This is a genomic window from Sporosarcina gallistercoris (assembly GCF_014836415.1).
Taxonomy (GTDB): domain Bacteria; phylum Bacillota; class Bacilli; order Bacillales_A; family Planococcaceae; genus Sporosarcina; species Sporosarcina gallistercoris.
Genome location: NZ_JACSQY010000004.1, coordinates 125,693 through 151,941, shown reverse-complemented (window position 1 = coordinate 151,941; position 26,249 = coordinate 125,693). Strand labels below are relative to the sequence as shown.

Below are 26,249 nucleotides of genomic sequence, written 5' to 3'. Positions count from 1 at the left end.
TTGACGATTTAACTTACTATAAGTATGCTGCTAGTGTATGAATTAAAAGTTCTTTTTGACCAATAGGAGGAGTTCACTTGTCTAACATGATTTCTGCCATTATTGAAGAACGCCGTTCAGTGAGAAAATACGATCCTGACTTTACCATTGAAAAAGAAGAGATTCTTGAAATGCTCGAGCAAGCGACACTTGCGCCTTCTACTAGTAATCTGCAACCATGGGAGTTCTTAGTTTTCCTGGACGATGAAGAACGCAAAGAGTTAAGGAAGATTGCGTATAACCAGGAGCAGATCGAAACTGCGTCTGCAGTCATTGCCGTTCTGGGAGATAAAGAATTTTACAGAAACATCGATCCAGTCTATGACAGTATGTCGGATGCGGGTTTTGTGGATGACGCAACCAAAGCAGTACTGGTTGGCAATGCGCTCAAAGCGTATCCACATGCATCGGAACAGTCCCGTATCAATATGGCGACGTTCGATTCTGGTCTCGCTGCCATGCAATTTATGCTCATTGCGAAAGAGCGAGGCTATGCAACAGGACCCATGGGCGGGTTTGACAAAGTGAAGTTCATGGAGCGCTTCAACTTAGAGGAACGATATTTTCCGATCGTTCTTATTACAATCGGAAAAGAAAATGCGCCATCGTATTCAACAACTCGTATTGCAATTGAGGAGAAAGTGAAATTTATCTGAGGTTTTGAAAAGTGCCAGGAATTCACGAAATCGGTGAGTACCTGGCATTTTTAACTAGCGTCTGTTTTCACTTTTTTCAGGTACCAGTATGGTCCGCTCCAAAGGGACTCCTGCCATTGCAACAGCGCGTTTGTGGACAACATAAGATAGCCCGTCAACCAAGTAACGACCATTTCCTATATACTCTGCGTGTTTACCTTGTTTCTTAAGCTCTGCAGTTACAGCATTTGCCTGCTCGGTAAGATTCGTATACCGGCCATCCAATTCCATTGTAATATTCCCTCTTCCATACCCCATGACCTTATTGAAACCAAACAACACGAGAATGAAAGCACCAATCGTCAACAAAATGGGCATTGTTTTTCCTCCTATTTTTCAGTTGTTACAGATGGAAGCTTTTCTTTTTTTGAACATCAAAAGATTTTTAACAAATCACTACGAAAACTAGAGTCAGCAATCGGGTTTCCACTACTAATGAAACTAAACTATCACTGGCAACGTATCAGAATTATTCGTCTACAATTAGTGTACCAATCATTAAAGGAGGATGGAACCTATATCTACTAAATTATCCAATTTATTAGGTTGTCTTGGTTGTCTCACTCCCCTTGTTGGTTTTACCTTCTTAGCTCTTACCTTATTTAAAGGAGCGGGATGGATAGGGGGAGTAAGTGGATGTATGCTTCTAGTTTTAGCGATTCCGTTTTTCGCTAAAGCGAATACTTTAGAGGAGCGCAGACTGGCTGAACAGAGAGAGAAATTAAGGTGTATCCAATCATTAACAGGTGATGAGGAAAGTACGATTACATGTGTTTCAAGCGATGCGTTAACAAGAATTACACTACATAATGAATCACGTCAGATTTTTTGTTGGCGCGCATTGGACGACCTTGGAATGCCGGCAAATCAGCCAAAAGTGAACATGACTTACGCACAATACAATTATCGGTACCTTGAATTGGAAGCCATTTCAATAGTGGAGAATTCTGAAGTTCTTAATATGTCGTACACGACCACAAATATCCCGATGTTGGAATATATACAAGAAAAAATTACTAACGATATTCCGAAAGATCATACATCTAATAAAGTGCACACGTTAGCACTGGTCATTCAAATTCGGAACGAATCCAATCCTTTCTACCAAGTCAATTTCGTGAAAGACAAATTCATGGAGTTAGGAACGAACAGTCCTGAATACGAGAAGCTTTTGAATGAGTTGAAATGGTGGTTCGCTACATTGAATGACATACTTAATAATCCGATACTTCAAGAAGGGCAAAATCTTGTGAGTACGGAAAAAGAGGAGACTGCTTCACCACTTGATCTTGAATTACCCGATTCAACTAGCCGACCAACAATTCTTGAAGATGAAGTAACGGCTCTTAATGAGGTGGAAAAATCCTATCACTCTAACGAACAAGAGAAGATGGATCCAATGGTTATACCTGAACAAAAAGAAGATCAGTTACCTTACACTGCAAAGGAGCCACAAGATCCTTCAGAGCTTTCCTATTTCGAAAAACTCGTAGCAAAGAACAAAAGACAACTGGATAGCAAAGGTCCGTCAGAGAAAGAATCAAACTAATTCTATTAGGGAAATCATAATGTTCTCGTTCCTTTTAAAATGTTCGATGTTACATTGGCCACATGATAATATCTTTTATCCATATTGGAATGATTTAAAGTTAAAAGAAGGGTTTCCTGCTGAAAATATAGAATATTTAGAATGAATGAATATAAAGGGGGATGGAATATGGGGAATTTAATGAAAGACAAAGTAGGGATTGTTACGGCAGCTGGAAGTGGATTAGGAAGAGCTAGCGCGCTCGCTTTTGCGGAAGAAGGAGCAAAGGTGGTCGTCTCAGACATTAATGAAGATGCGGGTAACGAAACGGTGCAGCAAATTGTAGATGCTGGCGGAGAGGCGATTTTCTTGCGCTGTAACGTTGCCGAAGAACAAGATGTCAAAGAACTCGTGGAGCAGACAGTTGCTCATTATGGCCGTCTGGATTGGGCACATAATAATGCGGGGATTGGTGCACCATCCATGCCGATAGCAGAAACGAAAACGGCTGACTGGGATCGGTGTATTCAAATTACACAATCGAGCTTGTACTATTCGTTGAAACATCAAATTCCTGCTATGTTGGCTTCAGGTGGAGGAGCGATTGTCAATACGGCCTCAACTTCCGGTCTTATCGGATCGGAAAACCTAGCTACTTATAGCGCAGCCAAGTGGGCAGTTAACGGACTGACGAAATCGGTAGCTTTGGAATATGCGAAAAAGGGAATTCGGGTGAATTCGATTTGCCCCGGTATGACATTAACCCCAGCTGTGGAAGCATGGGCGAAAGAAGTTCCGGACCAGGCGAAATATGTGGAAAACGACATTCCACTTGGAAGAATGGGACGGCCTGAAGAACAAGCGCAAGCAGCTTTATGGCTTTGCTCAGACAAATCGTCTTATATCACGGGAGTCAATTTAGCAGTAGATGGCGGTCAAACTGCAAAGTAAATTACCATGATAGGATGAAAATAAAAGAAGTGACGTACCTCTATGAGGACAGATGTGCGTCAATCTACTATGGTTGCGATAAAAAATAATTGCCGAGGACTTTATAGTTCACTGAGTGAATTCATTATTTGTAACAGACAAAATAGCCGTACTCCGTAGTTGAAGTCGGAGTACGGTTATTCGATGTCGTTATTTCAATGAAGCAACTGCTTCTTTCACCGGTGTGTCGCCTGCAATCACTTGAAACTCTTTTCCGATTGTCGACTTGTCTTCCAAGCAAGCAAGAAGAACTTGAGCGATGTCATCTCGCGGTACTTTGTTCGCTTCGACTTTCTCTGCCGCTTCGATTTTACCAGTGCCGTCGTCGTTCGTTAACATACCCGGATGCACAATCGTGTAGTCTAAATCCGTTCTGCGCAGCCAATCATCCGCATAATGTTTCGCCGCAACATAAGGGGCGAATGAGGAATCCGCTTCTTGAATCGCTTCACGCGACGTATCATAAGAGCTGATTAAGACAAAACGCTTCACGTTCGCCTGTTTCGCTGCTTCAATTGACTTCACTGCGCCATCCAAGTCGATCAGCATCGTTTTGTCGGGACCTGTTTTCGGTCCGGATCCAGCTGCGAACACAATCGCATCTACACCTTCAGCCGCTTCTGCAATTTTTTTCGTGTCATCTTCCAAATCCACTAAAACTGTCTCAGCTCCGAGTTCTTCGAAATAAGAGGCCTGTTCTTGTTTCCGTATCATCGCTTTGGCTTTCAACGAATCACTCTCTTGAATCAATGAAACAAGCTGCTTACCGATTTGTCCATTTGCTCCAATAACTAGTACTTTCACAATATCCAACCTTTCTTAGTTTCATTATTAAAATTTCCCGTGCCCCACTGGAACTGCGAGAAAAGTGTTATCTAATCATATGAATACCCGGTTTATCTGAAAGGTAACATGGGCCCGAAAACATTAGCTCAAGCTAACTAATTCGTTTCCAGAATATCGAATGGTATAGTGGTCTCATTAAAGGTCTATTAACGAAAAGGGGAGAACACACATGAAAATTGAAATTTGGTCGGATTTCGTATGCCCGTTCTGTTACATCGGAAAGCGTAAGTTGGAAGTCGCGTTGGATGAAATCAGAGGGAAAGACCGCATAGAAATCGAGTTCAAAAGTTTCCAATTAGATCCGGATTCTGCGAAGTATAGCGGACAGAACTTCTATGAGAGTATGGGAGCCAAGTTTGGCGGTGCTGAAAAAGCGAAACAAATGACGGCGTCTATCGCGCAACAAGCGAAAGAAGTGGGGCTGGAGTTCAATTTCGATACGATGAAACCGACGAATACGTTTGACGCCCACCGGATGACGAAGTTTGCAAAAGTTCACGGCAAAGATGCTGTACTGGCAGAGAAGCTGTTGTATGCAAACTTCACAGAATCGAAAGACGTGGGCAACGAAGTGGTACTAGTTGAACTTGCGGTTGAAGCTGGTTTATCCAAAGAAGAAGCGCTTGCTGTTGCGAGTAACCCGGAAGCGTATGCCGATGAAGTACGAGCAGACATCGAAGAAGCAAAACTGTTAGGGGTAACAGGCGTACCATTCTTTGTATTCAATAGAAAGTATGCGATTTCAGGTGCACAGCCACCAGAAGCATTTTTACAAGCGCTCGAAAAAGTCTTGGAAGAAGAACAGTCTGTATCCGCTTTTGAAAACCTGTCACCGGATAATGGAGCAGATGCTACATGTACGGATGACAGCTGTGCGGTACCAACCGATAAGAGCTGAGAGTTCGTTTACCTATCGGCGTTTCGGGTTGATTACATGAAATGACATTGATATGCCCGGTAGTGCCTCTGTCCATGGTATAGTGGAGCATGAAATTCTAAAAGTGAGAAGGCGAATAAATGATTGAAGTGAAAACTTCCAAAATAAGTGATGGCGAGTTCAATAGAGGTGTATTTGCTACATGTGATATCGAAAAAGGTCAGATGCTGCATGCAGCTCCGATCATTTCTTATCCAAACGAGCAGCATGCTCATATTGAGAAAACAATCCTTGGAGATTATGCTTTTGAGTATGGAGTGAATCACTCCGCAATTTTGTTAGGATATGGCATGCTGTTCAATCATTCCTACGAACCGAATGCCTGGTATGACATCAATTTCGATAACCAGACATTCGACTTCTTTGCCCATAAAGCGATTAAAGCCGGCGAAGAAATCTTCATCAACTACAATGGTGAAGTGGACGATCAGGAGCAACTTTGGTTCAACCAAGATTATGCACCGACAGAAGATTAAGCACTGATAGAAAAGAAGACGAAAAGCCATTTACATAGTACGTGTAGATGGCTTTTTGCGTGGAGAAATTTCGATGAAGGGCTCCCTGACGATTTCCAGATAGTGTATCATAAGCATATAGTGAATTAACTGAATTGAATTATAGTTTTGAGAGCGAACAGTTTTCCTACAGAGGAGAGGAGTGAGTGAAATCATTCAATATGCTTCATTCAATTTATTGTCTGTACTTTTTACTATATTCGCATGGGGGATAATCGCTTACCTTGCCTATAGAATGTATAAGAAAAATCCGGAGCAACAGGTAGGGTGGAAAGCACTATTTGTGGTGATACTCGGTCTGTTTTCGTTTTCAATCACTTGGGAGATAGCTTCTACAGCCATTCAGATTGCAGTGTTACCGCTAGGTGTATGGATTTTATATTTCATTTTGAAAAGAAAAACCGGACGTTGGGAGCGGTATCGTAAATTTGCTTGGTTAGGGTTTGGATCTAATTATATCATCTTACTCAGCCTACTCCTCGGAAGTGCGATCGGCCATTCTTTTTATCCGACAGATCATGCAGCAACGTTTGTATCGGATGTAAAAGCAGCATCGATCCTCTCCATTCATCCGACTGGAAATGGAGAGGCTACCTTGAAAGTTGAGACATTGAAATCAGAACTTCATAAACTGCAATCATCAGAGATTTACGATGAAGCTTGGTATGAGGATATGTTTTTGAACGAAAAAGCAGCATATGAACGATTTCCATACTTATTGAAGGATGCAAAACCGAAATGGGGAAGTGGCGTCCGTTCAACCAGTTTTGTAGAAAAGGATGGGAAGGGATTGCTCATTCAAACTCCGACTCAAACCCTTTACTTCCGTTCGACTCAATCATTTATTGAGGAGGATGAGGAGAATTGAGAAAGCGCCATAACTTATGGATATGGATTTCGTTAATAAGTGTCCTGTTTGCAGTCTTTTTATGGTGGAATTATTCTCCGCCAGCTGCATTTCCTGATAATCGTGAACTTCTCAAGGAGATGAACAGTTCGTTGGAGGAGTATGGAGCTCGGGACAAAGTTGACAGGATTCAAAAAGTCATTCACGCAGACAGTCGTCACGTAGCAGTTCCTTTCGTTTCAGAAGATGGGGATTATGGGATGAGTTTTTGGATTTGGGTCAAGCGGAAATGGGAGATGACCAGTTTGGAATCGAGTGGGGAGCCGAGGATGTGGATGATTGACTATGCTGATCCATCTTCTTATTTCCTGACTTGGAATATTGATCCTGAGAGTGCTGCGGAGGAATTGAATGCCTATATGATCCGTCGGAGAGATTATGGAGTGGCAGACGGAAAACATTATTATTTCCCTAGAATTCAATTGTCCAATGAAATAACGTTAGCTAAAGAGTCGTTCGGTGCGATGCCGCTTCCTGCCACCTGGCAGGAAGTGCTGAATTCCTCGATCCAGTTAGAAGATATAGGGACATCTCTGGGGTTCAATAGTTATTCATCACAAGCTATGCAATTTGAATTCGTATGGAATGTACTGGATGACAAGGGGAAATCGGTCTCACAAGAAGTACTCTTTGAGAGTTCGAACTATTCCTATGGGGCAAGCAACGTTCAGATAATGATGAGGATTGAAGAAAATGAATTGGAATAATAACTTAAAACAGTCGTTTAGGAGGACAGGATGTATACAGAACAAATTTCAGCGATCTGTAAAAAGTATGATATAGACCCTGTAGAAGTAGATCGTTTACGGACAAGTGAAAAAGTGTTAGCTAGAGTGAAATCGAATTCGAATTATTTGCTGAAAGGGGAACGTGCAGAGCTCTCCTATTGGGAGGCTTGCTGTCAATATGCTCAACTTCTTCACGAAAATAATATGCATGTCGCTCGGTATCTGAAAAATAGAGACGGTTGTTATGTAACTGAACAGGAATGTTTCGTTTTCACTCTGGAACGAGTACTAACTGGGCAGGAACTGACCTGTATGACAGATGCGTTGTTTTATGAGTTGGGTAGTTTGTTAGGCGAACAGCATAATGTTTCAATGCAACTCAAATCGCCTTTCACTACAGCTACTTCATGGAGTTTGTTTGGGGGCAATGCGACTGAAAATCTTGGGGATTATGATGAAAACGAATTAAGTTTTTTCGAGTTTAGAGATTATTATCAAAGCCATCCTTTGTATGCAACGATCGAATCGCTATATCTTGGATATCGGAAAGTCTTGCAAAGAGCTTGGGCAGAACTACCTCAAGGGGCTGTTCAAGGGGATTTTTGCTATTACAATATGGTGCAAGAAGAGAATGGGAAATTAGGCATTTTCGATTTTAATCTTGCGGGGAACGAAGTGTATTTGAATGAAGCCGTTGCAGTGGCTGTATACCATGCATGGCATGCGCCTTATGAAGGGAATTTAACCGAACAGGAACGATCTCTATTATTCCTTGCATCCTATACTGCCGAACGGCCATTCATAGAGAGTGAACGAGTGCTCTTGCCGATATTAAAATCAGTCATACGGGCGTTTCGCTTTGATCGAGTCGAAGCTGGAGTGTCTTTAGATGATGAACAAAAGAGAAATGAGTTTGTGCAAGAAACGCTTGATATATTAAGGGAAGCATAGATTGATGGGATATTTGGTCGTTTAGGGATGCAGTTTTGCTGTTTTTCATACCTTTTCTTACATTCTTTAATTATTTCCTTCTAGAATACGCGTGCAAGAAAAAAGGAGGAGCTCTTAGCCAAAGGGGGGATCGACTATTGAAACGCATATTAATCATGGGAGTCATATTGGGCTTACTAAGTTCAGGCTGTTCAGCAGTGAATGTTTTTAGGGGATGTCCGGACGGAATCATTGAATGGGCAGATGTTGTAAAGCTGAATGATGTTAAATATGCTGGGGATATCGAAGGCATTTCAGAGGATCACGCTTTGGAGAAGGGCAGTAAAGTGGGCGAAGTGAACTATATGATGGCGGATCACGCGTGTTCGAACCATAAGATTCGAAATGGAGATGCTACCTATTTGCCTGTAGGCACAGAAGTCTATGAGGCAGTTGGATATCGATCGGACTTCAGGGTGATTGCGGAGGATCGAGTGTTTCAAGTAAGAGATAATGAGGCTGCCGACACCATCGGAGATTTGTATGATATTGAAGGGAAAGTGATAGGTATTATCTTGGAGAGTGAGATAGACAATTCATACTTGGCTGAGCTGAATGAAGAACAAATAAAATCCTTCGTCGAAGATTATCTATCTTTGGAGTATATAGGCTATGACAAGGTCAGTGATGAGATTGAAGGGAATAATCGTGTGTTTTTGAGAATTCATTTGCAAGATGGATCCTCTTTTTTGGAGAGTTATTGGCTTGATAGTAATATTCTCACAACAGGTGCTTATGGTACGGAGCGTATGAGCATGATAATTGAAAAAATCTTGGAAAAGTAGCGTAGCAATGTAGTGCTTATTCCCAGATACTAATTGAATAATAAATCGCTTTTCTTTTTCATCAATAACTAAGGAAATTCAGTAGCTGTACATGCTGGAAGAAGATTTTTTTGTACGGTAGCAGCTGCCGGGACTGTACGTTGAGTATTTAAAACTAGAGAATATCGCGAAACAAAGGAAGTTTCAACTCACGGATGAAGAGTTGGATCTAATAGATATTGGAGAAATATCTTAAGAGAGAATTTTAACCAGTAGAGGAGGAGCAAGGGAATGGAACAACGTATGCAGTCTATCCGAGGAATGAAATTGAAAACAGTTCTAGTTGAGCAGATTGCGGCTTACCAAAAAGGAGATGGGTGGGAATATCTCTGCTCGGAACCCGTTCTGCATTTTCAATCCAAATCAGATCCTAATCAAAAAACATATTGGATTCTCTCTTGGCGGGAAACAGAAGAAGGCGATGATGAATTGCTGATTGACGAGACCCATGATACTGACACACTCTCCCAATTTCAACGGGTGGAAGGCTTTCGGGAGCCTGTAATCGTGAGCTCTTCGATTCACCTGGAGAATGCATCTGTTCAAAGTATGGTCGTGTATGGATTCAAGGATGAAGAACAGGAATTTCTGACATCGATCGTGTTGGAATTGGAAGATGTGTATGTGACGTTTACAAGCGGACCGGTTTTCACTGTGACTGTGACGAACACGTTTCCGGAAAACGTGGACGGGGAACTGTTTAGGGTAGGAGAATGAAAATTGGGTAACTGTTGGAGAGATTAAAGTGAGGCACGGTCAAGATTTATGAGCGGAATCCGAAAATTATGATCACACACGTATCTCGTGATGAGCAAAAGGATAGCAATTACATGCATAAACCCATCGCGACAAAGTTAGGAGTTTTTTCAATGAAAACAATCGCTCTATACGCATTTTGTCTGTTCTTCGCTGGCGCAGGAATTGGACACTTCCTGTTAGAACCATTTTTCATTCAGGCTATGCCGGAATGGGTGCCTTTCCGGAAGGCAATTGTCTACATTTCAGGTGTCGTGGAAATCTTGTTGGCACTTGGATTGTTCCTGAAGCCGACACGAGAAAGAGCGGGCGTATTGATTGCCATCTTTTTAGTGGTCGTGTTCCCGGTCAACGTCTATATGGCACTGACGCCAGAGAACTTCGATTTGCCTCCAGCGGCGTTGTGGATTCGGCTTCCTTTACAAGTTGTGCTCATTTGGTGGGTACTTAAGGTTCGAAAATAATTTAATAATCCTTTACTTGAAAACACTCAGTTGCCCTGTCAATTTGAGTGTTTTTTATATTTTATAAAAATTTATGTTAAGAATACTATACATAATGTTAAGTATAGTGTACATTAGAAGAAAGAGGTGTCGCAATGCTGAAGAATAGATTGAAGGAACTGCGGGCACGTCACAGTTGCACGCAAATAGAATTGGCGAAGCAAGTCGGTGTCACGAGACAGACGATCGGGTTCATCGAAAAAGGAGAGTTTTCGCCTTCTGTAACACTATCACTGAAATTGGCAAAGGCGCTTGACTGTGATATCAATGAAATCTTTTGGCTGGAAGGAGAGGGTGTAAGTGAAGAATGATATGAGGTTTACGTATCCACTATGGCAGATGGCTGGAATTTTTATTATTATGGGTTTCGTCGTATTGGTTGGATATGCTGCAACGATGAATACGTTCCCCCACGGTGGATTTGAGTTTGAGATCAATTTAAATGAGAGCTCAAGCATTTTCTTGGTGGGGATGCTTGTCAGCACAGTCCTCTATTTATTATTGTTCTGTCTGCGAATTGCGAAACACAATAGGAGTATGCCCCAACACAAAATATCAATGACAAGCTTGAAGCCGCAAGAGTATTTGGAGGACGATGAACTGTTTCAAGATGTAACGAAACGAGCGACTCAAAAAGTGTACACGTATTTTGCTTGGATGTTACCGATCATGGCTGGCGTCTATATGATGTTTCCAATCAGTAGAACATGGATGATCGTAGGGATTTTGCTCGTGGCAGCAGGGCAATACTGGATTTTTTACCGAACGATCCGTAACTTTGTATCTTCTGTATGATGAAAATAAGAATATGAAAAAACGAGTATGCCGATAACCGGATACTCGTTTTTTCATGTTCCCTAAAATTCCTGCTTCCACAACGGCGCAAACCATTTCACACCTCTGCGATTCACAGGAAGTACTTTCATATCCGCCACTAAATGACTGATGTAGCCCGCCATTCCCGCTGCAAACATCCCTTCTATTGGCCATTCCATATCCAAATACTTTAAAACCGCTGCGTAGAACAAAACGCCGAGTAGGGAATGCGTATAAGAACGGTGAGGTAAAAATGAAGCGAAAACAATATAACTGCCTGCAAGTAAAATGCCGAGGGATTGGTCCAACACAAATCCAAGCAACAGGACAAGAACTCCTGTGATTGTCAGCATCCGTCTTTGCGTAATGAGCCGGGAGACGATCAGGAGGGCGAGACCCATCCCGCCGTATATGTAGATCTCGTTGCTCATCCCTTGAGTCATCACCTGATAAATGAGCGTGAGTAAAATCCCGATCCCCGCAGTCTCCATTAATACTTTACTTACTTTCTTCGATAAAGTAATAGAATTGCTTGCCAGACCGTTTGTATCTAAATCTGGTGCAACTCCAGACACACCGCCTATTCCTGCACAAATCGCAACAGTCATAACGTCTGGATGAGTGATGTATCCAGCGATTGCGCCAACCGCAATGCCAATACCTAAGTGTGAACTTCCTTTCATCTGAAACCCTCTTTAGCTGTAAGTTTTGAAACTCCGAGAAAATAGTAGAACGTATATTCTGTGGAGATGCTTTTCTAGTATATACGATTATCAGAAAGAATCCAGGGGAATGTGGAGTGATTCATGGAAGATTATTCGAAAGCTTAGTTTGATGAAGAAAAGGGGAATGCTTAAGACGGACAGAATCGATATGGAATGGATCGGGAATCTTCAATTCAGGTGTTTTGTATTTTCTTTTAACTGTGCTATACTTATTAACAAGTTAATATATCGGGTTTGAGCTACTGAGAGACCTCAAGAAATAATTGCAGATCATGCGATTATTTTCTTGAGGTCTCTTTTTGTTGTTTAAACTCGTATACGAAGAGGAGACGAGACAGATGACAACATTTTCAGCATTGAATCGAAACGAACTTTTCAGCAAGTTGAATACAGATCAGTTTGACGTAGTAGTAATCGGTGGGGGGATTACAGGAGCAGGAATTGCATTAGATGCAGCAACTCGGGGGATGAAAACGGCGCTAGTTGAAATGCAAGACTTTGCTTCAGGTACATCGAGTCGTTCTACAAAATTAGTGCACGGAGGACTGCGATATTTAAAGCAATTTGAAATCAAGGAAGTGGCGGAGCTCGGAAAAGAACGTGCGATTGTGTATGAGAATGGACCGCATGTAACAACTCCTGAATGGATGTTGCTGCCGTTCCATAAAGGAGGAACGTTCGGACCTTATTCCACAGCTCTTGGATTAAAAGTGTATGACTTTCTAGCAGGTGTGAAACGCTCGGAGAGAAGGAAGATGCTGAACTTGGATCAGACGATTCAAAAAGCTCCACTCATTAAGAGAGAGGGGCTGCAAGGAAGTGGATATTACGTTGAGTACCGTACGGACGATGCGCGTCTCACAATTGAAGTGGCAAAAGCCGCGGCTTCGAAAGGTGCAACACTTGTCAATTATGCAAAAGCGGAATCGTTCCTATATGATGAGTCCAACAAAATAGAAGGCGTACAAGTGCGAGATATGCTGACTGGAGAAGTGGCAACCATTCACGCTTTAAAAGTGATCAATGCTGCAGGTCCATGGGTAGATGAAGTGAAAGAAATTGATGGGCATTCCAATGGAAAACAACTTATCCTTTCAAAAGGGGTCCACTTAGTGTTCGACCAAAGTGTATTTCCACTGCATCAGGCAATCTACTTTGACACACCCGACAAGCGCATGATTTTTGCGGTACCACGTGATGGAAAAGCCTATGTCGGGACGACGGATACCTTTTTTGAGGGGGATCCAAAAGAAATGCAAATAACTGAAGAAGATCGTACGTATATTTTAGATGCCATCCACTACATGTTCCCGGAAGTCTCAGTATCTGAAAAAGACGTGGAATCGAGTTGGGCGGGAGTACGTCCACTTATCCATGAAGACGGAAAGAATCCTTCTGAGATTTCACGGAAAGATGAAATTTGGGAGTCGGAACGGGGGTTAATTACCATCGCGGGCGGAAAACTGACTGGCTACCGCAAAATGGCAGAAACCGTGGTCAATAAGATTGCGCAGCTTCTGCAGCAAGAAAAAGGATTGACGTTCAGTCGTTGCAGTACGACAAAGATTCCCATCTCTGGAGGCGATTTCGGCGGATCTGTGAATTATAATCGGTATATGGACCAAGCGGTGAAAAGAGGGGAACTGCTAGGATTTACTGAGAGAGAAAGCAGACATTTAGCTGCGTTATATGGCACGAATGTCGATGAAGTCTTTATGATTCCATACGATGAAAACCAAGTGATGCCCCGGATTCTATATGTGAAACTGCGCTATGCGATTGAAAAGGAGATGGTCGTGAAACCAACGGACTTTTTCATTCGTAGGACAGGCGATCTCTATTTCAATATAAAAAATGTTGTGGATGCAAAGGAAGATGTACTGAACGAAATGGCTCGGATTTTCAATTGGTCGGATACAGAACAGCAGGACTATGAGAAAGAATTGGATAATGAGATGAAAAAAGCGACTTCAGTTGTCTAATTGAGATATCATAGAACTCTACTGATAGACGGGGGGTCACAAAAAATGCCTTTTCACAATCAAAAAATTCTACCCGCTGCTCGTACGTTAAAACAGTTTGAGCAAATGCTGGACAGTCCGTTCGAGTATGTCGTGTTACTGGAAGTGCATATTAGTAATTTGAAAACAGTGAAGCATGAAGCCGATAAGAGATGTAAAAAACTCATCATTCATGCGGATCTTATTCAAGGATTGAAAACGGATAATTTCGCTGCAGACTTTTTGTGTAATGACATTCGTCCTGCAGGTATTATTTCCACTCGTTCCAATATGATTATGAAAGCAAAAGCCAAAAACATCCTTGCCATTCAACGAATGTTTTTACTTGATACGATTGCATTGGAAAAGAGTTATTCTTTGATTGAGCAGACCCAGCCTGATTTCATAGAAATGCTACCTGGTGTGATTCCTGAACTGATAGAAGAAGTCTATGAACGTACAGGAATTCCGATTATTAACGGAGGCCTCATCCGTACTGAAAAACATATTAAAGATGCGCTGGACGCGGGTGCTGTTGCAGTTACGACCTCTGATCGTGAACTATGGAAGTTATTTGAGGAAAAGAGAACTTTCTGAATCTATTGTTGACAGACCGATGAAACCGCTTTATACTTGGGGACAAGTTCATAAGACGTGGTTGAGTTGAGGAGTCCACAGTTGAAATCTTGCATCCAGCAAGATTTTAATTGTGGACTTTTTTTGTGCGCTTCTCTCAATCATCCTTGTCATTACATTTAAGTAGGAGGAGAATTGTATGACTCCATTTGCGGGAGAGTTAATCGGGACGATGATTTTGATTTTGTTCGGCGGCGGTGTAGTCGGCGGCGTCGCTCTAAAGAAATCGAAAGCGGAAGGTTCTGGTTGGATTGTGATTACAGTAGGCTGGGGACTAGCAGTTGCACTTGGCGTTTATGCAGTCGGTCAAGCGAGTGGTGCCCATTTGAATCCAGCTGTGACGATTGGATTTGCAGCGATAGGAGATTTCCCTTGGGCAGATGTGCCGATGTACATACTTGCACAAATGATTGGTGCGATACTTGGAGCTGTATTGGTGTATTTTCAATACTTGCCGCATTGGAAAGAGACGGAGGATCCAATTGCAAAACGGGATGTATTTGCAACAACTCCAGCGATTCGGCATCCACTATCCAACCTAACGAGTGAAGTCATCGGAACGTTCATTTTAGTACTAGGGTTATTATCAATCGGCGCTAACGAATTCACTGAAGGACTCAATCCCCTTATTGTCGGTGCGCTGATCATCGCTATCGGGCTGTCCCTTGGCGGTACGACAGGTTATGCTATTAATCCGGCACGGGATCTGGGACCAAGAATTGCACACTTTTTCTTGCCGATTCCTAAAAAAGGATCTTCCGGCTGGCGCTATGCATGGGTTCCGGTCGTGGGACCAATCTTAGGAGGAACGATGGGTGCGCTATTTTATAAGCAATTCTTTCTTGCAGAAAATAGTATCGCATTCTGGATAGTCGGTGCTGTCGTGCTTGCATTATTAGTAGCGGCCCAGTATTCAATACGTAAAGAGACAATCTCAGAGCAAGTCGAAACGTCAACGAGCCATGCAACACACAAGTTTTAAGGATTGAAAGTATTGGAGGAGTAGACAATGACAGGAAAATATATTATGGCATTAGACCAAGGCACTACTAGTTCACGAGCGATTTTGTTTGATAAAAAGGGGAAAATCTTTCACTCTGCGCAACAGGAATTCACACAGCACTTTCCGAAATCAGGCTGGGTTGAACACAATGCTGATGGGATTTGGAGCTCTATACTTTCCGTAATCGCTGGCGTTCTGTCCGAAAAGAATATTTCAGCAGAACAGATTGAAGGTATCGGCATTACGAACCAACGGGAAACGACAGTAGTATGGGACAAGCATACAGGAGATCCGATTTACAATGCGATTGTCTGGCAATCACGTCAAACTGCAGAAATTTGTGAAGAGTTGAAAGAAAGCGGTTACAACGAAATTTTCAGAGAAAAGACTGGATTACTCATTGATGCTTATTTTTCCGGAACAAAAGTTAAATGGATTTTAGACAATGTAGAAGGGGCTAGAGAGAAAGCAGAAAACGGGGACCTGTTATTCGGAACAATTGATTCGTGGATTGTTTGGAAACTGTCTGGAGGGACTACGCACGTAACGGATTATTCGAACGCGTCCAGAACGTTAATGTATAATATTCACGAATTGAAATGGGATGAAGAACTTTTAGAGATTCTAGGTATCCCAGCCTCAATGCTGCCGGATGTGCGGCCCTCTTCAGAAATCTATACACATACAGATCCTGAACAATTTTTCGGACATGCTGTACCGATTGCGGGAATCGCTGGGGATCAGCAGGCTGCTTTGTTCGGACAAGCCTGTTTTGAGACAGGAATGGTGAAAAACACATATGGCACCGGCTGCTTCATGTTAATGAATACGGGAGACAAAGCGGTTAAATCAGATCACGGTCTGCTGACGACAATCGCTTGGGGTATCGATGGGAAAGTGCAATATGCCTTAGAAGGAAGTATTTTTGTTGCAGGTTCAGCCATCCAATGGCTGCGTGATGGACTGCGGATGTTCCGCCATTCTTCAGACAGTGAACAGTACGCTTCAAAAGTGGAATCGGCAGACGGGGTATATGTGGTACCCGCCTTTGTAGGTCTCGGAACTCCATATTGGGACAGCGATGTACGTGGTGCTGTATTTGGTATAACACGCGGCACAACGAAAGAACATTTTGTTCGGGCAACATTAGAGTCACTCGCATACCAAACTAAAGACGTGTTGGATGTCATGGAAATTGATTCAGGCATTTCGTTGAAAACGTTAAGAGTGGATGGCGGTGCTGTCGAGAATAATCTCCTTATGCAGTTCCAGTCTGATCTATTGGATGTACCAGTTGAGCGCCCTTCTACTAACGAAACAACAGCACTTGGCGCTGCATATTTAGCAGGACTTGCGGTCGGTTTCTGGAAAGACTGTTCTGAAATCGCTGCTCATTGGTCATTAGATCGCTCATTTACGCCTGAGATGGAGCAAGAAGAACGAGATCAGCTGTATAGCGGATGGCAGAAAGCAGTGAAAGCAGCAACGGTATTTAAATAATTGGGGCAAGCAGTCGGAGAATCTTCCGGCTGTTTTTTTGTTCTATATATCCCTGATAACTAGCATATTTTTTTTCTGAGTGAGGAGCCTTTTTATATCAAAATCGTCATTATAAGACGAATATTATCGATAATGGTTAATTATTTATTGATAATCGATAAATTCTAATGTACTATAAAACTTATAATAAACAAAGAGGTGTTTTCCATGAAACGCGAAACGTTATTTTTAAAGGTGACGCTTGTAATTATGGCATTGCCGATCCTTGCCCTCTGCATTTTTGTCGTACCGCAAATCGCAGAATTCTTTGCAGAACTCGCTCCAACATGGTCGTTTTTACAATATCCTTTTTTAGTAGGGCTGTATGTATCGGCTCTCATTTACTTCACTGCCCTTTATCAGACGATGAAACTTTTAACTTATATCGACAGGAACACGGCATTTTCGGAGGCTTCCGTCAGTGTGTTGAAAAAGATTAAATTGTGTGCAGTCTCAATAGGAGCGCTCTATGTGTTCTTCATGCCGCTGCTTTTCTTGATGGGAGATGCGGATGATGCGCCAGGAATCATCGTTATCGGCTTAGGTATTATCTTCGGGAGCATAGTGATTGCTGTTTTTGCGGCGGTTCTGCAGAAATTGCTGCAGAACGCAATCGACATAAAATCTGAAAATGACTTGACGGTCTGAGGTGAACGCTATGTCAATTATTATTAATATCGATGTCATGCTCGCAAAAAGAAAGATGAGCGTTACGGAGTTGTCCGAGAAAGTGGGGATTACGATGGCGAATCTGTCCATATTGAAAAATGGGAAAGCAAAAGCCATTCGATTTTCAACGCTGGAAGGGATTTGTAAGGCGCTTGACTGTCAGCCAGGAGACATTTTGGAGTACCGTAGTGAGCAAGATGGCTAATGATTGGAAAGAAGTCGTGTCTCCTGATGCTTTCCATTTTAAACGATTAAAAAGATTCATGACACAACTGATTGTTTTCGGCTGGGAGCAAGCGTTGTCGTGCTTGTTTCCGGTCGTCATTTTCGGCTCGCTGGCGTTGACGCAAGTTATTCCACTGCCATGGCTGCCGAGGTATGATTGGTTGCTTCTCATATTCTTACTTATGCAATGGTGGATGGTTCGTTCTGGTCTTGAAACGAAAGATGAACTCAAAGTCATTACTCTGTTTCATCTGATCGGACTGGCTCTTGAAATCTTCAAGGTGAATATGGGATCGTGGTCGTATCCAGAAGAAGGTTATATGAAGATTCTTGGCGTGCCTCTTTATAGCGGATTCATGTATGCCAGTGTTGCGAGTTATCTATGCCAGGCATGGAGACGGCTGGATGTCCGACTGGTAAAGTGGCCGCCGTTCGTAGTGGTCGTTCCTCTTGCAGCTGCCATCTATTTGAACGTCTTTACGCATCATTTCTGGATCGATATTCGCTGGTGGCTATCCGGACTAGTAGTAGTTGTCTTTTGGCGTTCGTGGGTGACTTACGAAGTGAACGGGAGCCGTTATAGGATGCCGATTGCACTCTCTTTTACACTCATTGGATTTTTCATATGGGTGGCAGAAAATATCGCAACGTTTTTCGGTGCCTGGCAATATCCGAACCAAACGGACACATGGAGTTTGGTTCATCTCGGTAAAGTGAGTTCGTGGTTATTACTTGTAATCGTTAGCTTTCTCATTGTCGCCACGCTGAAACAAGTGAAATCTTCAAAAGCTGTCTGATAAGATTAAGAATAGGGACCTGTCATGTACACCATATGCATTTTGTTTACGACGACCAAGAGGTTCCTATATACTAGACAAAATTGCGAAGGAGTTGAGCGGATGTTAGGAAGAAAAGACAAAGATGTGAGTAAAGTTCAAGAGCCGGAAGAGGGCGTAGATAATATTTATGCAGCGATGCCGCCAGTTGGGGTAATCCTCGAAGAAGCGACAGAAGAAGAGATGGAAAAAGCAGCAGATCTTGAGATTCGCCACATTGCCTTTATGCGTCTCCAAGAGATGAATATCCAGTTCGATGGCTCCTCTTACAAAGACTTGTTGAAGGACTTCAAAGAATTTGAAAAGGATTCCAGCGACTTCTGGAGAGGAGTCTCTGTTCGGCTATCCGTTCCGTATGAATGGCCAATCCGTATTGATCATGCGCTTGGTATTATCTATATGGGAGAGCATGAGTATGGAGAAGAAGAGGAAGAATGATCCCGAGTTGCTGACCGGAACATTGTTGAATTAGGAACTATCGTCCGAATGCTCCCATACAAGGGGATGAACGTCAAAAAAAGATGCATCGATTGGAGAAACCGTCGATGCATCTTTTTATTTATTTCTTTGACTTACTCGGAACTTCCAACCGTTCAGGTCCCATATAGAATACAGCAATGATTGAAATCGCTACTGGAATGAGTGCCCAGAAAAATGTTGAAGAGATCGACTCGGACATGGCGTTTGTGATCACCTCTAGAATATTAGGTGGAATCGTTTTGCGCGTTTCGGGAAGAAATACGTTTTGAATATTTCCAAACGACTCTATACCACCAGCTGCATCACCAGGAAGTTTTGCAAAACCGGAAGTGAGTCCGCTTGCCAATAACTTTGTCTGAATCGCACCGAAAATCGTAATCCCGAGTGCCAATCCGAACGAACGGAAAAATGAGTTCGTTGAGTTGGCAGAGCCACGGTACCTGAAATCCATCTTGTGGACTGAAGCTGCCGGCAGTAAGGAAAAGGAAAAACCGACACCGAATCCGACAAATATCATGTAAATCGATAAGATCGTCCGTGACGTTTCTGGAGTGATCGTGCTCATCAAAATCATTCCGATTGAATAGGCGATGACAGAAATGACCATGATTTTACGATATGACGTTTTTGTTTGAAGAATACCGCCAAGTGCACTCCCTACTACAGTACCCAGAAGCATCGGCATGAGAACGATTCCTGCATTTGTAGCCGATCCACCGTATACAGCCTGGACAAAAATCGGAATGAAAATCGTCAAGCAAATGAATGTTGCGCCGTAGAGAAACGCGAGTATTTGCGATGAGGCAAACAGACGGTTTTTGAACATCCAGAACGAAATGATCGGCTCTTTCGCTCGGGTTTCCGCCCATATGAAGACGAGGAAAAAGATCGCGAAAATGCTAAACAAGGAAATGCTTTGCCAAGAAGACCAAGCAAATTCTTTTCCGCCGAATTCAAGACCGAACATGAGGCTGACCACAGCAAGAACGAGTGAAATTGCCCCGAGCCAGTCGATTGCCTGCTTAACAGGTTTCGTACTCTCTTTATAAAAACGGGCGATGAGCAATAACGATACTAAACCGATTGGTATATTGACGTAGAACACCCAATGCCAACTGATGGATTCCGTAATCCAAGCGCCGAGCAATGGACCGATGACGCTGGATGCACCGAAAACAGCCCCTAATAGACCCGTCATTTTTCCGCGCTTTTCAGGAGGGAACACATCAAAGACGATTGTAAAAGCGATCGGTAAAAGTGCACCGCCACCTATCCCTTGAATCGCCCGGAAAACGGCTAATTGCGGAACGGATTGTGCCACACCACAAAGAGCAGAACCTACCATGAAAACAATAATTCCGAACATGAAAAAGCGTTTCCGTCCAAACATATCCGAGAGTTTACCGAAAATCGGCATCCCCGCAAGGACAGCGACTGCGTATGCTGAAGTAATCCAGACATAACTGTCGACGCCGCCTAAATCTCCTAAAATCGAACCTAATGCAGTCGCGACAATTGTGTTATCCATCGCTGACATTAAAATGCCGAGAAGGATACCAGCGAGTACAAGTCTTAGCGTTCTTTTTTCTTCCATTCCAATTCCTCCTAATTATCACGTACCCGCAAAAATTCCTGTTTTTGAACTTTCCAATAGTACCATTATTCTTTCCGATTGACATCTAGGAAGTTTTGAAGTTTGATCCGGAATTCATCAAAGCGTCAACTTTTGAAATCAAGGAAATTAGAACTGTTCACTGAAAATGTACAATTATTCATAAATATAGCATCGCGAGCGCATACTACCGTTATTCATGAAGTGTTGGGAGAGGTAGTTATGCAGACCATTGAAAAGGGATTGTCCATTTTTGCTTTAGGCGGTATCAATGAAATAGGGAAAAATATGTATGTTGTGCAATATGAACAAGACATCTTCGTCATTGATTGTGGTTCGAAATTTCCTGATGAAAGTTTGCTTGGAATTGACTTGATCATCCAGGACATTTCGTTTTTGCAGGAGAACAAAGACAATGTCCGGGCTTTGATCATCACTCATGGTCACGAAGATCATATCGGAGGCATTCCCTACTTTTTAAAACAGTTGAATCTTCCTGTATATGCAACGGATCTGACTCTGGGCCTAATTGAAATCAAACTAAAAGAACATGGTTTGTTGCGTACGACTGAAATGCATCTCATTGATGATGCCTCCAACCTATCGTTTGGTTCCGTGAACATTACGTTTTTCAGAACCAACCACAGCATTCCCGATTGTGTAGGAGTTGTATTCGATACACCCATCGGCAGAGTCGTCCACACGGGGGATTTCAAATTTGACCTGACTCCTGTGAACAACGAGCCGCCAGACATTCATAAGATGGCGAAAATCGGAGAAAGTGGTGTATTAGTATTGCTATCTGAGAGTACAAATGCTGAACGCCCCGGTTTTAATCCTTCTGAAATGGCGGTCGGAAGCCATATTGAGGATGCATTCCGGAAAGCGCACCAGAAAGTTTTCATCTCCACATTCGCATCGAACGTTCACCGAGTTCAGCAAGTAGTGGACGCGGCGGAAAAAACGGGACGTAACTTAGTCCTGCTCGGCAGAAGTATGTTGAACGTCGTGAAAGTAGCCTCTGAACTTGGCCATTTAGATATTCCGGATGGCATGATCATCGAGCCTTATCAGATGAAAAGAATGGATCCCCGCAATGTCGCTATTCTTTGCACAGGCAGTCAAGGGGAACCCCTTGCAGCATTGTCCCGTCTGGCAAGTTCAAATTCAAGACACGCAGAAGTGCATCCGGGTGACACGGTCATTTTAGCTTCCTCGCCAATTCCAGGAAATGAAACGAATGTCTCCCGCATTATTGATCAGTTATTTATGCTGAAAGCGAATGTGATCTATGGCTCGGAAGAGGGGATGCATGTATCCGGACATGCTCGTCAGGAAGAACTGAAGCTGATGCTGACTCTCATGAAACCGAAATACTTCATCCCCATCCATGGCGAATACCGAATGCTTTATAAGCACAGGCAATTAGCCGAGTCTGTCGGGGTGGAACATGAAAACATATTCATCATAAAAAATGGAGATGTAGTGGATTTTGACGGTGAATCTGCCAGACAGACACGCAAAGTGAAGGCAGGTAGAGTGTTTGTCGATGGGTTAGGAGTCGGAGATGTAGGGAATGTGGTGCTTCGCGATCGAAGACTGCTTTCGGAAGAAGGGATGCTTGTAATTCTAGTCACGGTCAGTAAAGAAACGGGACGCCTATTGTCAGAGCCCGATACCATTTCGAGAGGTTTCGTGTACAAACCGGATGCTAAAGAATTGATCGACGAAGTGAATGATACAGTCCGTCTGGCTGTAGACAATTTCAAAGGCAGTCCAGGCAGCGATGGAACAGTTATGAGACAGCAGATTAAAAAATCCGTAGAAACGCTTTTGTTCGAACGGACGAAGAGAAGGCCGATGATTTTAGTATACGTTATCGAAATCTAAGTAAAGGAAAAGCAATAGGTGTCAGGGAGGAAGAGCCGGATGAATACTCGTCGGCTCTTCTTTTATAGCACTACCTAAATCACTCTATACATAAAACAACTATTCTTTGGGCATGCTAATTTAAAAGACATTGCCGAATGAGGGGATAGATATGCGAATTGAGCGGTCGACAGAGTGGAAAGAAGGATTATTGGAACGTCTCGAGAATCGCAAAGATTGGGATAATTGGACACTCTATCAGATGTGTTATGACATGGAAAGAGCGAAACTGATTCCGGAATTCCACGGTCTCCAGTCTCCAAAGCATTTACCGAATCTGACGCCGTACGCGCACCAGTTAGAAGCAGCGGAGACGGTGATTGAACGCATGAATGGAAAAGCCATTTTAGCCGATGAAGTAGGACTTGGGAAAACCATAGAAGCAGGACTCGTGTTAAAAGAATATCTCATTAGAGGTCTCGTGAAAAAAGCGCTTATATTAGCACCCGCTTCATTAACGAATCAATGGATTGCCGAGCTGAATCAGAAGTTTCATATTCCTGCGATTGCTTACAATAAAAAATACAATCTAGATCACTGTCCGATTGTGGTGACGAGTATCGATATGGCGAAGCGGAGTCCCCATAAAGAGATGATTGTTCAACAAGAATACGATTTGGTCATTATCGATGAAGCCCATAAGCTGAAGAACCCTAAGACGAAAAACTATGAGTTCGTTCAGCAATTGAAGAAAAAGTTTTGCCTGCTGTTAACTGCAACGCCGATACAGAATGATGTGTTCGAACTGTTTAACTTGATTTCATTATTGAAGCCGGGCCACTTAGGAAACTTGGAAACCTTTCAGAGTGTGTTTTCCGCAAGCAAACACCATGTCGAAGAAGATGAATTTTTGAAGGAACTGATCCAACAAGTGATGGTGCGGAATATCCGGCACGAGACAGGGATTGAATGGACAAATCGACTCGTACAAATAATGCCACTGGACTATACGGAACAAGAACGAGCTGTCTATACGCTGATTTCGAAGTTACCTGTTTCCGATTCGTTTACGCTGCTCACCCTTCAGCGCGAAATGTGCAGCAGTCAACTGGCTGCGGTGTTGACGTTAGAGAAATTACATCAAACATTGATCCAGCCTGAAGTTCGATTTCAAATAGAAGAGATTTTGTTGAAACTGACGGAGCTGGATATCCATTCAAAGGCGAAAAAAGCTTTGGACCTTATTCAAAAAGCGGATGATAAAGTCATCATCTTTACAGAATATCGAGCGACACAAGCTTATTTACAAGCGGTTTTACACGCGAAAGGAATCTCAAGTGTACTGTTCAACGGGAAATTCAGTAAAAATAAACGAGAGTGGATGAAACAATTATTCCAAGGCAACGCACAAGTGCTGATTGCGACCGAATCCGGAAGTGAAGGGATCAACCTACAATTTTGCCATCATGTCATCAATTACGACTTACCTTGGAATCCGATGAAGCTCGAGCAGCGGATCGGCCGTGTGCACAGACTTGGACAGACAGAGGACGTCCACATTTATAATTTAGCGGTCCAGCAGACAGTAGAAGACAAAATGGTGGAATTGCTGGAGCGGAAGATAGGTGTCTTTGAAAAAGTGGTCGGAGAATTGGATCATATCTTAACGGACAGCAAGCGGTCGATTTCTTAAAAGGTTCAGTAAAAGGAGGGTATCTATGCGCCAGCAAGAAATTCATCAGTACATCCAACGGTTTTTCCGTGAAAACAATTGTACAGTGCTTGACGAAAGCTCCGATCATTTGACGGTTCAGCTGACGATTGACATGGATAAACGCATTATGAATCGTCCGTTTTACTGGAGCTATGTAGAGAGTGGCGGTGTAGAGCCTAATCCGGCTAAGTTGACGATGATCACAAATCCTAGCCAGTTCTCAGCGTCTTTGGCAGGAGAGCGGATCCACTTCGGTTCTCCCCGGCTTCATCAGCTGTTTCAAGTGACGAAAGAACAAGGAGCCTTTGTTCAATTGTATGAAATGCCAGGCCTGAATCAGACAAGTCAAAGCACGTTGACCCCGTGGCTCGGTGTGAATTATAAAATTACGTATTCAAGTGACCGAACGAAAGAGATGTTGTATTCGTTAGGGATGAATTTGATGAATGGTGCGGTGATCGACGGGTTTCAAGAGTCTGTCCGGAAACTGGAATTGGGACCGTCCGTAGCTGCGAATACGTACTATTTACCGTATAACATACCTCCAATGAGAGCTTTGGATCGTCTGGAGGATGTGATGGGAAATGTCGTGAATCAGGATGATCATACATGGGTTGAAGAGGCGAAACAACGGCAAGTGAGAGATTTGCGTGTGTTGGATTACTTCTACAATGGCGTGGAGGATGTGCCTGAAAGTTACGCGTTGGAGAAAAAAGCGATTGAGGAACAATATGAAACAACCATTAAGATTGAAATCATTAATGGCGGGTTGTTCTATTTGAAGACACCCCTCCTGTAAATCCCTCAGATTCCTATTTGGTATAGTATTTAATCAGAAAATACTGTATAATCGTTTTTAACTAGTAAAGGGAGGGTTGACCATGACGCAATTGTACTTGAATTCTTCTCTGTAAACGAAAAAATTACAGGAGGAATCTAAATGACACAATCATGGGTAGAACCCTTTTATCGGAAGCAATTTGAGTGGATGAATCAGAATGTAGATATGGAAGATGCATATGCCGAGTTCGCTCACGAAGTAAAGGAGCAAGTCGGAAAGCCTTTTCGAGTGATGCTCGACATTGGAGCGGGAAGAGGAGATGTTGCGAAAATATTGGCGGAACAAGGAATCCAGATGACCACACTCGAGTTGGTGCCTGAGTTAGTGGAGTTTGCTAGAGAACGTTCTGATGGACTGGTGACGAGTTATTGTGGTGATTTCTATACGTTTGAATTGCCAGAGACATTTGATGTTGTAAGTTACTTTGATGGTTTCGGAATCGGATCAGATGAGGATCAGCTTCTTCTCTTGCAACAGATTCGTAATTGGATGAAAAAGGATGGCTGTGCATTGATCGACATCTATCAGCCACGGTACTGGCAGCAGGTGGATGGCCGAGAGATGACGGTGGACGCAGCATATCGTGTATATCATTATGATGAAGGGTCACGTTCTCTGTTGGATACTTGGTGGCATCCAGATCATCCAGAGGATAAGGTCACGCAGTCCCTACGCTGTTATTCTCTGGAGGAAATTGGTGGACTGTGCGAAAAGGCCGGTTTAAGCATCGTCGGAATTTTTCCAGGCGGTGCGATGGATTTTGAAGAATGGCGCTATCATGAGCGAGTGGCATTACATGAGTGTTTGTCGTATCGGGTGAAGGTGAAGAAAACAGGATAATCGTATATTAAAAAGGGTGCCATGAAGGCGCCCTTTTTTTATTATTGATTCAAATCCAAGCATAGTTAAAACCGAAGTAAATCTGATGACTGACCTTTCACCATATTAGAAAAATATGGGCATGTGTTGACATGTGGGAAGGCAGGATATATCCTGTACTATGAGTTTTTGTATGAGACATGCAAC

General features: G+C 42.9%; 29 protein-coding genes. 25 read left to right on the top strand and 4 right to left on the bottom strand.

Features of this window, described 5'->3' with window-relative positions:
* Positions 1-86: 86 nt before the first annotated feature.
* Positions 87-695, top strand: a complete 609-nt coding sequence (locus tag H9659_RS07695; protein WP_191689416.1) for a nitroreductase family protein — start codon at positions 87-89, stop codon at positions 693-695.
* A gap of 54 nt (positions 696-749) precedes the next feature.
* Here H9659_RS07695 and H9659_RS07690 read toward each other — a convergent pair whose 3' ends face one another.
* Complete coding sequence (locus H9659_RS07690) at positions 750-1,052, bottom strand: hypothetical protein (protein WP_191689354.1); 303 nt, start codon at positions 1,050-1,052, stop codon at positions 750-752.
* 322 nt (positions 1,053-1,374) lie between these two features.
* Between H9659_RS07690 and H9659_RS07685 the strand changes: the two genes are divergently transcribed.
* Both H9659_RS07685 and H9659_RS07680 read left to right on the top strand, forming a co-directional pair.
* Positions 1,375-2,283 carry a hypothetical protein gene (locus tag H9659_RS07685; protein ID WP_191689353.1) on the top strand — a complete coding sequence of 303 codons (909 nt, stop codon included), beginning with the start codon at positions 1,375-1,377 and terminating at the stop codon, positions 2,281-2,283.
* Between the two features lie 168 nt (positions 2,284-2,451).
* Complete coding sequence (locus tag H9659_RS07680) at positions 2,452-3,213, top strand: glucose 1-dehydrogenase (RefSeq protein ID WP_191689352.1); 762 nt, start codon at positions 2,452-2,454, stop codon at positions 3,211-3,213.
* A 189-nt stretch (positions 3,214-3,402) separates the two neighbouring features.
* Here H9659_RS07680 and H9659_RS07675 read toward each other — a convergent pair whose 3' ends face one another.
* Entirely contained in the window at positions 3,403-4,056 is a 654-nt protein-coding gene (locus H9659_RS07675; RefSeq protein WP_191689351.1) for an SDR family oxidoreductase, read from the bottom strand.
* Between the two features lie 211 nt (positions 4,057-4,267).
* Here H9659_RS07675 and H9659_RS07670 point away from each other — a divergent pair, with 211 nt between their 5' ends.
* The 10 genes from H9659_RS07670 (at position 4,268) to H9659_RS07625 (ending at position 11,053) form a co-directional block, all read left to right on the top strand.
* Positions 4,268-4,996, top strand: coding sequence for a DsbA family oxidoreductase (locus H9659_RS07670; protein ID WP_191689350.1), 729 nt, complete (start codon positions 4,268-4,270; stop codon positions 4,994-4,996).
* A 119-nt stretch (positions 4,997-5,115) separates the two neighbouring features.
* Positions 5,116-5,511 carry an SET domain-containing protein gene (locus H9659_RS07665; RefSeq protein WP_191689349.1) on the top strand — a complete coding sequence of 132 codons (396 nt, stop codon included), beginning with the start codon at positions 5,116-5,118 and terminating at the stop codon, positions 5,509-5,511.
* Positions 5,512-5,692: 181 nt separating this feature from the next.
* On the top strand, positions 5,693-6,418 hold the full coding sequence (locus tag H9659_RS07660) for a hypothetical protein (RefSeq protein WP_191689348.1): 726 nt from the start codon (positions 5,693-5,695) through the stop codon (positions 6,416-6,418).
* On the top strand, positions 6,415-7,164 hold the full coding sequence (locus H9659_RS07655; protein ID WP_191689347.1) for a hypothetical protein: 750 nt from the start codon (positions 6,415-6,417) through the stop codon (positions 7,162-7,164). Before H9659_RS07660 ends, H9659_RS07655 begins: the two co-directional genes overlap by 4 nt.
* Before the next feature lie 30 nt (positions 7,165-7,194).
* A complete protein-coding gene (locus H9659_RS07650; RefSeq protein WP_191689346.1) occupies positions 7,195-8,136 on the top strand; it encodes a phosphotransferase enzyme family protein in 942 nt (313 codons plus the stop codon).
* A 137-nt stretch (positions 8,137-8,273) separates the two neighbouring features.
* Positions 8,274-8,960 (top strand): hypothetical protein, encoded by a 687-nt coding sequence (locus H9659_RS07645; protein ID WP_191689345.1) that lies wholly within the window; start codon positions 8,274-8,276, stop codon positions 8,958-8,960.
* Positions 8,961-9,230: 270 nt separating this feature from the next.
* Positions 9,231-9,716 (top strand): hypothetical protein, encoded by a 486-nt coding sequence (locus H9659_RS07640; RefSeq protein ID WP_191689344.1) that lies wholly within the window; start codon positions 9,231-9,233, stop codon positions 9,714-9,716.
* Positions 9,717-9,868: 152 nt separating this feature from the next.
* Complete coding sequence (locus H9659_RS07635) at positions 9,869-10,219, top strand: DoxX family protein (RefSeq protein ID WP_191689343.1); 351 nt, start codon at positions 9,869-9,871, stop codon at positions 10,217-10,219.
* Positions 10,220-10,353: 134 nt separating this feature from the next.
* Positions 10,354-10,569, top strand: a complete 216-nt coding sequence (locus H9659_RS07630; RefSeq protein WP_191689342.1) for a helix-turn-helix transcriptional regulator — start codon at positions 10,354-10,356, stop codon at positions 10,567-10,569.
* Entirely contained in the window at positions 10,559-11,053 is a 495-nt protein-coding gene (locus H9659_RS07625; protein ID WP_191689341.1) for a hypothetical protein, read from the top strand. Before H9659_RS07630 ends, H9659_RS07625 begins: the two co-directional genes overlap by 11 nt.
* Positions 11,054-11,115: 62 nt before the next feature.
* Here the strand turns inward: H9659_RS07625 and H9659_RS07620 are convergent, their stop codons facing one another.
* Complete coding sequence (locus H9659_RS07620) at positions 11,116-11,757, bottom strand: metal-dependent hydrolase (protein WP_191689340.1); 642 nt, start codon at positions 11,755-11,757, stop codon at positions 11,116-11,118.
* 380 nt (positions 11,758-12,137) lie between these two features.
* Between H9659_RS07620 and H9659_RS07615 the strand changes: the two genes are divergently transcribed.
* The 8 genes from H9659_RS07615 (at position 12,138) to H9659_RS07580 (ending at position 19,145) form a co-directional block, all read left to right on the top strand.
* The gene (locus H9659_RS07615) at positions 12,138-13,781 is read left to right on the top strand and encodes a glycerol-3-phosphate dehydrogenase/oxidase (RefSeq protein ID WP_191689339.1); all 1,644 of its coding nucleotides are present in this window, start codon (positions 12,138-12,140) and stop codon (positions 13,779-13,781) included.
* Positions 13,782-13,826: 45 nt separating this feature from the next.
* A complete protein-coding gene (locus tag H9659_RS07610) occupies positions 13,827-14,396 on the top strand; it encodes a glycerol-3-phosphate responsive antiterminator (protein WP_191689338.1) in 570 nt (189 codons plus the stop codon).
* Positions 14,397-14,574: 178 nt separating this feature from the next.
* Entirely contained in the window at positions 14,575-15,417 is an 843-nt protein-coding gene (locus tag H9659_RS07605; protein ID WP_191689337.1) for an MIP/aquaporin family protein, read from the top strand.
* Positions 15,418-15,444: 27 nt separating this feature from the next.
* Positions 15,445-16,938: a glycerol kinase GlpK gene (gene glpK / locus H9659_RS07600; RefSeq protein ID WP_191689336.1), complete on the top strand. Its 1,494-nt coding sequence runs from the start codon at positions 15,445-15,447 to the stop codon at positions 16,936-16,938.
* Between the two features lie 207 nt (positions 16,939-17,145).
* Positions 17,146-17,625, top strand: coding sequence for a DUF2975 domain-containing protein (locus tag H9659_RS07595; protein WP_191689335.1), 480 nt, complete (start codon positions 17,146-17,148; stop codon positions 17,623-17,625).
* 10 nt (positions 17,626-17,635) lie between these two features.
* Positions 17,636-17,851, top strand: a complete 216-nt coding sequence (locus H9659_RS07590) for a helix-turn-helix domain-containing protein (protein ID WP_191689334.1) — start codon at positions 17,636-17,638, stop codon at positions 17,849-17,851.
* 58 nt (positions 17,852-17,909) lie between these two features.
* On the top strand, positions 17,910-18,668 hold the full coding sequence (locus tag H9659_RS07585) for a DUF817 domain-containing protein (protein WP_191689415.1): 759 nt from the start codon (positions 17,910-17,912) through the stop codon (positions 18,666-18,668).
* A 102-nt stretch (positions 18,669-18,770) separates the two neighbouring features.
* Positions 18,771-19,145, top strand: coding sequence for a hypothetical protein (locus H9659_RS07580; protein ID WP_191689333.1), 375 nt, complete (start codon positions 18,771-18,773; stop codon positions 19,143-19,145).
* 121 nt (positions 19,146-19,266) lie between these two features.
* On the opposite strand, the gene H9659_RS07575 is transcribed toward H9659_RS07580, so the two are convergent.
* Complete coding sequence (locus H9659_RS07575) at positions 19,267-20,781, bottom strand: MDR family MFS transporter (protein ID WP_191689332.1); 1,515 nt, start codon at positions 20,779-20,781, stop codon at positions 19,267-19,269.
* Positions 20,782-21,021: 240 nt separating this feature from the next.
* Between H9659_RS07575 and H9659_RS07570 the strand changes: the two genes are divergently transcribed.
* The 4 genes from H9659_RS07570 (at position 21,022) to H9659_RS07555 (ending at position 26,063) form a co-directional block, all read left to right on the top strand.
* Positions 21,022-22,689, top strand: coding sequence for a ribonuclease J (locus H9659_RS07570; protein ID WP_191689331.1), 1,668 nt, complete (start codon positions 21,022-21,024; stop codon positions 22,687-22,689).
* 151 nt (positions 22,690-22,840) lie between these two features.
* The gene (locus H9659_RS07565; RefSeq protein WP_191689330.1) at positions 22,841-24,361 is read left to right on the top strand and encodes a DEAD/DEAH box helicase; all 1,521 of its coding nucleotides are present in this window, start codon (positions 22,841-22,843) and stop codon (positions 24,359-24,361) included.
* Positions 24,362-24,386: 25 nt separating this feature from the next.
* Positions 24,387-25,181 carry a YqhG family protein gene (locus tag H9659_RS07560; RefSeq protein WP_191689329.1) on the top strand — a complete coding sequence of 265 codons (795 nt, stop codon included), beginning with the start codon at positions 24,387-24,389 and terminating at the stop codon, positions 25,179-25,181.
* Positions 25,182-25,322: 141 nt separating this feature from the next.
* Positions 25,323-26,063 carry a class I SAM-dependent methyltransferase gene (locus tag H9659_RS07555; RefSeq protein WP_191689328.1) on the top strand — a complete coding sequence of 247 codons (741 nt, stop codon included), beginning with the start codon at positions 25,323-25,325 and terminating at the stop codon, positions 26,061-26,063.
* The last annotated feature ends 186 nt before the right edge of the window (positions 26,064-26,249 follow it).